General features: G+C 45.5%; 5 protein-coding genes. All 5 read right to left on the reverse strand.

Annotated elements, in window-relative coordinates; translation table 11 throughout:
• The coding region (gene katG, locus WBA23_RS04775; RefSeq protein WP_424581108.1) for a catalase/peroxidase HPI at positions 1-2,228 on the reverse strand (2,228 nt) is incomplete at its 3' end.
• Positions 2,229-2,597: 369 nt separating this feature from the next.
• On the reverse strand, positions 2,598-3,068 hold the full coding sequence (locus tag WBA23_RS04780) for a DUF6691 family protein (RefSeq protein ID WP_424581109.1): 471 nt from the start codon (positions 3,066-3,068) through the stop codon (positions 2,598-2,600).
• Positions 3,069-3,080: 12 nt separating this feature from the next.
• On the reverse strand, positions 3,081-3,638 hold the full coding sequence (locus WBA23_RS04785; RefSeq protein ID WP_424581110.1) for a YeeE/YedE family protein: 558 nt from the start codon (positions 3,636-3,638) through the stop codon (positions 3,081-3,083).
• A gap of 65 nt (positions 3,639-3,703) precedes the next feature.
• Complete coding sequence (locus tag WBA23_RS04790; protein WP_424581111.1) at positions 3,704-4,012, reverse strand: ArsR/SmtB family transcription factor; 309 nt, start codon at positions 4,010-4,012, stop codon at positions 3,704-3,706.
• A gap of 59 nt (positions 4,013-4,071) precedes the next feature.
• A partial coding sequence (locus WBA23_RS04795; protein WP_424581112.1) for a hypothetical protein occupies positions 4,072-4,334 on the reverse strand: 263 nt, incomplete at its 5' end.

Genomic DNA, 4,334 nt, shown 5'->3' on the forward strand with positions numbered 1-4,334 from the left:
GCTACAAAGTCGTTCACAAACTTCTCTTTGGAATCTTGGCAAGCGTAGACTTCAGCGATAGACCGTAGCTCAGAGTTTGAGCCGAAGATCAAATCGGTCCGGGTGCCTACCCAACTAAAATCTCCTGTAGCCCGATCACTTCCTTCAAAAACATCTTGCGCATCAGAATTAGCCTTCCATGAAGTTCGCAGGTCGAGCACATTCACGAAAAAGTCATTCGTAAGCGTTTCGGGATTATTGGTAAAAACGCCATGCTGAGACTGATTATAGTTAGCTTTCAATACTCGCATTCCTCCTACCAATACCGCCATTTCAGGAGCAGTTAACGTCATTAATTGCGCCCGGTCCACCAGCATTTCTTCTGCCGATGATGATACATTGTCTTGGTTTCTAAAGTAGTTGCGGAAACCGTCGGCATTGGGTTCAAGAGGAGCAAAGGCTTCGGTATCAGTTTGCTCTTGCGAAGCATCGGTGCGACCGGGAGTAAATGGTACAGTTACATCGTGCCCAGCACCCTTCGTGGCTTTCTCAACAGCGGCACTTCCCGCCAGAACAATTAGGTCAGCCATGGAGATTTCCTTGCCAGACTGGGCATTATTAAATTCCTGTTGAATACTTTCCAGTTTTTCTAACACTTTCGCCAACTGGGTCGGATTATTTACTTCCCAATCTTTCTGAGGAGCTAGGCGAATACGCGCTCCGTTGGCACCCCCGCGCTTATCAGAGTTACGGTAGGTTGAAGCTGATGCCCAAGCAGTAGATACTAGTTCGGATACCGACAGCCCCGAGTCAAGAATCTTGTTCTTTAGATCAGCAACATCCTGATCGTTTACTAACTCATGCGAAACCGCCGGAACGGGGTCTTGCCAAATCAAATCTTCTTCGGGTACTTCCGGGCCGAGGTAGCGGGCTTTAGGACCCATATCGCGGTGGGTCAGTTTGAACCAGGCACGAGCAAAAGCATCAGCTAGCTGATCAGGATTCTCATGAAAACGCCGAGAAATCTTCTCGTAAGCTGGATCTTCCTTGAGCGCAATATCGGTAGTTAGCATGAAGGGAGCATGACTCCTCGATGAATCGTGGGCGTCAGGTACCGTACCCGCTCCTGCACCGTCTTTGGGTCTCCATTGGTGAGCACCGGCGGGGCTTTTGGTTAATTCCCAATCGTACTTGAACAAGTTCTCAAAGTACAGGTTACTCCATTCGGTAGGCTTTTGTGTCCACGCACCTTCAATACCGCTAGTGATGGTGTCACCCGCGTTACCCGTACCGAACGTGTTTTTCCATCCCATCCCCATTTCTTCAATGCCAGCTCCTTCTGGCTCAGCACCAACGTACTCTACCGGGTCGGCCGCTCCGTGGGTTTTACCGAAGGTATGTCCGCCGGCAATCAGTGCCACAGTTTCTTCGTCGTTCATGGCCATACGACCGAAGGTTTCGCGAATGTCGCGCGCTGCTCCAATCGGATCAGGGTTTCCGTTGGGGCCTTCTGGGTTCACATAGATCAAGCCCATGTGCGAAGCTCCCAATGGGTTCTCCAGTTGATTATCTTCGGCAGTGCCCCCGTTGTAGCGTTGCTTGTTGCCCAGCCACTCACCTTCAGCTCCCCAGTAGATGTCTTCTTCTGGTTCCCAAACGTCTTCGCGTCCGCCACCAAAGCCAAAAGTTTCAAAGCCCATTGATTCTAGCGCACAATTACCGGCTAAGATCATTAAGTCAGCCCAAGAAAGTTTTTGACCGTACTTCTGCTTAATGGGCCACAGCAGTAACCGAGCTTTGTCTAAGTTAGCATTATCGGGCCAACTGTTCAGGGGAGCGAAACGTTGAGTTCCGGCACCACCACCACCGCGACCATCGGCAATACGGTAGGTGCCCGCACTGTGCCACGCCATACGAATAAAGAACGGACCGTAGTGACCATAATCGGCGGGCCACCATTCTTGAGAGTCGGTCATCAAATTATAAAGGTCTTGCTTAACTGCCTTCAGATCAAGGCTCTTAAACTCCTCGGCATAATCAAAATCTTCGCCCATCGGGTTGGAAAGCGAAGAGTGCTGACGAAGGATGGTTAAGTTGAGCTGGTTGGGCCACCAATCACGATTAGAAGTACCGCTTCCAGCAGTGAATTTGGTAGGGCCGCCCATGAATGGGCACCTACTTGATTCGTTCACATCCCAAACTTTGTTATTAGTATCCTCTGGGGTGTTACGATGTTGGTTGTTTTCCATATAGTTAAAAGGTTTTCGATTATTCAACGTAACAAACTTACCATAATCGTTATTGATAAATGCTATAAATCCTATTGATAAAATCTATTTAATTATAAACAAAGCCTATGAATTACTTTGAGTATTAAATACTATAAAATCAGCTTCGTATATTTATACTTAGTACAGTTTTGACCCTAGATATTTCTAGTCGCACAGAGTATAATTGTTGTATTTGGAGTTGATTTTAAATTATTAAATTTTGCTCCCGAGTGAGATTCAGACGATCAACAATATGGAGATGAGTGCCTTAGACAGAATTTAACGCTCCAATTCACTGTAACCGAAAAGGACTTTTGATGGGTTCATAAACGAACCGCTAACTGATTACTAATGCGGTAGCTTTTCCCGAAAGTACCCGTACACCCAGGTTCCTACAATAGCACTAACCAGCGGTACCAGAATAATACTAAATCCGTTACCAACGAGCGCAAACAGTGGGCCAGGACAGGCTCCGGTTAGTGCCCAACCTAAGCCGAAAATAATTCCGCCCAGCAATGTGCCAGTATGAAATTTCTTAGGTTGTAGTACAATCTTTTCACCATCGACGGATCGAAGGTTCAGTCGGCGAATCAGAAAAACGGAAATTATACCGACCACTACCGCCGAGCCAATTACACCGTACATGTGAAAGGACTCAAAGCGAAACATCTCCTGAATGCGAAACCAAGAGATTACCTCAGCCTTCGTGAGTACGAATCCAAAAAAGGCACCAAGTAGTAAGAATTTCAGGTAGTATGACAATACAAAAGTGGTTTCCGAAACTTTTTCCGGACTTTTATTTAGTGTAGAAGGAGTCATTTGTTTATGATTTTAGAACAGTAAGGGAAGAATAAAGTAAGTAGCGGTAAGTCCTCCGATAAAAAACCCAATGACGGCTACCAGCGAGGGCCACTGTAGATACGATAATCCCATAATGGCATGGCCCGAGGTGCATCCTCCGGCGTAGCGGGCTCCGAAGCCTACCAAAAATCCACCCACTACCATTAAAATTATACCTTGAAAAGTGAGTAGGTTGTTCCAAGAGAAAATGTCAGTAGGAACTAAACCATTGAACTCTACTACGCCCAATGCTTGAAGCTGAGCGGTAGTCTCTTCGGTAATCTGAACTGGTTCGGTAGATGAAATAAAGAAACTTGCCAATGTACCTCCCAGCAGAATACCTACTACAAAAACCAGGTTCCAACGCTCAGCTTTCCAATTGTAATGAAAGAACGGAATTTTTAGGGGAGCGCAGGCGGCACACATATGCCGTAGTGAGGAAGAAATACCAAACTGTTTGTTAGCCAGTAACAATAACAACGGGACCATAAGTCCGATTAAAGGGCCCGCAACATACCAGGGCCAGGGTTCGTATAAAAATGCTTGCATAGTGTTGATAAAATATTTACATATTAAAATATGAAAATCTATTCATGTGTGCTAGTAAATTTTTTTTAGATCACAGCCTGACACTTGTCCATACACGCTAATACACCGGTAACTTCTCGCATATTCAGTTGATAAAATACCTTTTTACCGTCGCGTTCGCTCGACAGAATTCCTTTTAGCTTCATGTTAGTAAGATGGTGCGATGTTAGCGACTGCTCGGAACCCAAGGCTTCGGTGATTTCGTTTACCATCATCCGGTCGCGTTTCGATAGTAAGTCTACAATCGCAATACGCAACGGGTGAGCGATAGTCTTCAGAATGAAGGCCACTTTCTCTAATTTTTCCGGATTAATAGTTGGTACCGATTGAGTCATATCTACTTTACGTAATTATATGAAGATATGTTCATATAACTAATAAAATCTTCTTCGTATCACAAAACATCCAGCATTTTCTTTAATAATCGGTGCTGGACAACCGTAGACCGCCGATACATTTCAAAGCCAACTATGCTGATGAATATCACAACTAAGACTACCGCGATGTACCAGTACGGATGATAGAAGGTGAGAAATGTAGGTAGGGTTGAAAGAGCTATCAAGAATACAGACGTTTGAGGAATGGTGTTAATAGAAAAGATTGAGAACGCCTTAATGGGCCGGGGCAACCGAAGCGAGGTAAGAAAACCCCCGGCTC

The sequence above is a fragment of the Tunicatimonas sp. genome (genome assembly GCF_049647865.1).
Classification (GTDB): Bacteria; Bacteroidota; Bacteroidia; order Cytophagales; family Cyclobacteriaceae; genus Tunicatimonas.